Here is a 1,943-nt window from a genome sequence, read left to right on the forward strand (position 1 = left end):
CCGAAATCGAAGACTTCTTGCTTTCTATCAAATCTGAACATTCAAATCACCGCCTTCCAATTGCCTGCGTAAACGAACAGTATGTATGCTAAGACCAGGATCAATCCTGCGCAGATACCATAGGCCATGCCCAGATCTCTGCCGATGGATTTGCCGGCTCTCATATACTTCTCTGAGGAGTAGAACTCTATCTTCTCCTCTATCTTCTCCAGCCTTGCCATCACATCTCTGAGCTGATCAGGATCGACCACAGCAACGGGTACTACCGGCTTGGTATCTTCTGGCATATTTTCTGGCATGGTTCAAATCCCTCCCATGAAGGCAAAAGGCCCCAGCATCATCACAATAGCGAGGACAAAGCCGATGGCAAACCCTATGGAGACCGTGGACATAACACCCGAGCTCAGCTTGGTCTCCCTGGCCAGAAGCTGGCCTTTATACCGGACATCCTCCACAATCGCGTCGATCATGGGCATGTTTGGCTCTATCACCGCGGGCAATCCCTGGCCATATGCAATCTCTTCTGCCATTTTACATTCCTCCTGCCACTCTGAGAATCAATCCAAAGAGGACCAGGACCACCGTCATGCCCAGGGCAATGCCCTCGATCTTGCCGACATAAATGCCCGCCTGGAGCTTGTTGAGGAGGCCGACGTTGGTCACGGTGGCATCTATGCCGCGCATCCTTCCCCTTACCTCCACCATCTCTGCCGCCATGGGCTTGAGGCCGCCTGCCTCTTCTTCTTCTCCGCCCTCTTTGATCTCGATGGCCATGGGCTCGACATCAAGAGCACCTGGGTCTTTGCTGGCCAGCTCCTTGACCTTGCTGGTAATGGCCCCAATGTCCTCGGTGTTCAGCATCATGATCGCTTCGACCTGATTCTTCCAGCGCTCAATGGCCTCAGGGGTCAGGTTCTGGATGAAGGGAATGGCTCCCTTGGCTCCGATGATCCTGCCTTCCTTGTCGATTCCGCTCTGAGTGAAGGCCTCTACCGCTTGACCGGTGATATGCCCCTTGACCTCCATTCCCGTGATCAGGACGTACCTGATGTTGGGGTTGGAGATGACATTGGCCACCATCTTCTCTATGCCGATGTTCTCGGTCTTGCAGGGCCCGGCCAGTGCTGCTCCTGCCTTGATCAGATCGGCATTATGAAGGTGCGATCCGCAGGTACATACTGCGACCGGGCTCTCCGGATTTCCCACCTCATACTCGCCTGTGATCGTCGGCCAGGGATCAGAAGGCTTCTTTTTAAGAACCATCTCTAAGCACCTCCGAGAGCTTTCTTGGCGATCTCAAATGTGGCCGGATTGGTGAACGCCATAGATAGCAGCAACACGAAGGACAGCACCAGACCTATGATAAATCCCATCCAGATGTTGGTGTATAAACCTGCTATGTATGATGCTTTGCCTCGGTTGGCGTACGAGGACAGTAGCTCATTGTCCGGCACAAGCTGATTCACAAGGTCGTCAGCCACTTTGTCCAGTTTTTCTATTTTCTCATAGACTGGGTCGAAGGTGAACAAGACCACGTCCGCCCTCTGCTCCGAGACCACACCTTTCATGGGGTCGAAGATCAGGCCCAGTTCCGGTGAAACTCTAACAAATCCCATATCTAGAACACCTCACTGCACCGTTGGCGGCAATAGTCCTGTTCCAACGACTGCGGATGCATCCCTCTTGACCAGACGGTAGTACATCCTGAAGAAGTAGAACCATATGGCAAAGCCGATTATAAGTTGCAGAAGTCCCGCAGCCAGGCCCTGCGTGAGCAAGGCGGCAATTCCCGTGGTGATCATGGCGATTCCGCTGACCATTATCGCATTGACCAGGGTCCTATCCTGCTTCTCATCCGGGCCGAGATTGGCATTGAAAGGATGCAGGATAGCAAGGCCTCCGGCAATGAAGATGATGGCGATGTAGCCGGTCATAAGAACATC

General features: G+C 53.2%; 5 protein-coding genes. All 5 read right to left on the minus strand.

The genetic code is table 11. From position 1 onward, the window contains the following. Positions 1 to 41: 41 nt before the first annotated feature. Positions 42 to 299 (minus strand): tetrahydromethanopterin S-methyltransferase subunit MtrG, encoded by a 258-nt coding sequence (gene mtrG / locus BP727_RS00070; RefSeq protein WP_286856648.1) that lies wholly within the window; start codon positions 297 to 299, stop codon positions 42 to 44. Positions 300 to 302: 3 nt separating this feature from the next. Next, positions 303 to 530 carry a tetrahydromethanopterin S-methyltransferase subunit F gene (locus BP727_RS00075; RefSeq protein ID WP_286856650.1) on the minus strand — a complete coding sequence of 76 codons (228 nt, stop codon included), beginning with the start codon at positions 528 to 530 and terminating at the stop codon, positions 303 to 305. A 1-nt stretch (position 531) separates the two neighbouring features. Next, the gene (mtrA, locus tag BP727_RS00080; protein ID WP_286856652.1) at positions 532 to 1,263 is read right to left on the minus strand and encodes a tetrahydromethanopterin S-methyltransferase subunit A; all 732 of its coding nucleotides are present in this window, start codon (positions 1,261 to 1,263) and stop codon (positions 532 to 534) included. Between the two features lie 2 nt (positions 1,264 to 1,265). Then, positions 1,266 to 1,616, minus strand: coding sequence for a tetrahydromethanopterin S-methyltransferase subunit B (locus tag BP727_RS00085; RefSeq protein WP_286856654.1), 351 nt, complete (start codon positions 1,614 to 1,616; stop codon positions 1,266 to 1,268). A gap of 12 nt (positions 1,617 to 1,628) precedes the next feature. Beyond that, positions 1,629 to 1,943, minus strand: a 315-nt coding sequence (gene mtrC, locus BP727_RS00090) for a tetrahydromethanopterin S-methyltransferase subunit MtrC (protein WP_286856656.1), incomplete at its 5' end; no start/stop codon positions are given.

The sequence above is a fragment of the Methanosaeta sp. UBA356 genome, from assembly GCF_002496465.1.
GTDB lineage: Archaea > Halobacteriota > Methanosarcinia > Methanotrichales > Methanotrichaceae > Methanothrix > Methanothrix soehngenii.

Excerpts from the sequence above, each read along its gene's own strand:
- mtrG (WP_286856648.1), bottom strand. The coding sequence starts at position 299 with ATGCCAGAAAATATGCCAGAAGATACCAAGCCGGTAGTACCCGTTGCT.
- BP727_RS00075 (WP_286856650.1), bottom strand. The coding sequence starts at position 530 with ATGGCAGAAGAGATTGCATATGGCCAGGGATTGCCCGCGGTGATAGAG.
- mtrA (WP_286856652.1), bottom strand. The coding sequence starts at position 1,263 with ATGGTTCTTAAAAAGAAGCCTTCTGATCCCTGGCCGACGATCACAGGC.
- BP727_RS00085 (WP_286856654.1), bottom strand. The coding sequence starts at position 1,616 with ATGGGATTTGTTAGAGTTTCACCGGAACTGGGCCTGATCTTCGACCCC.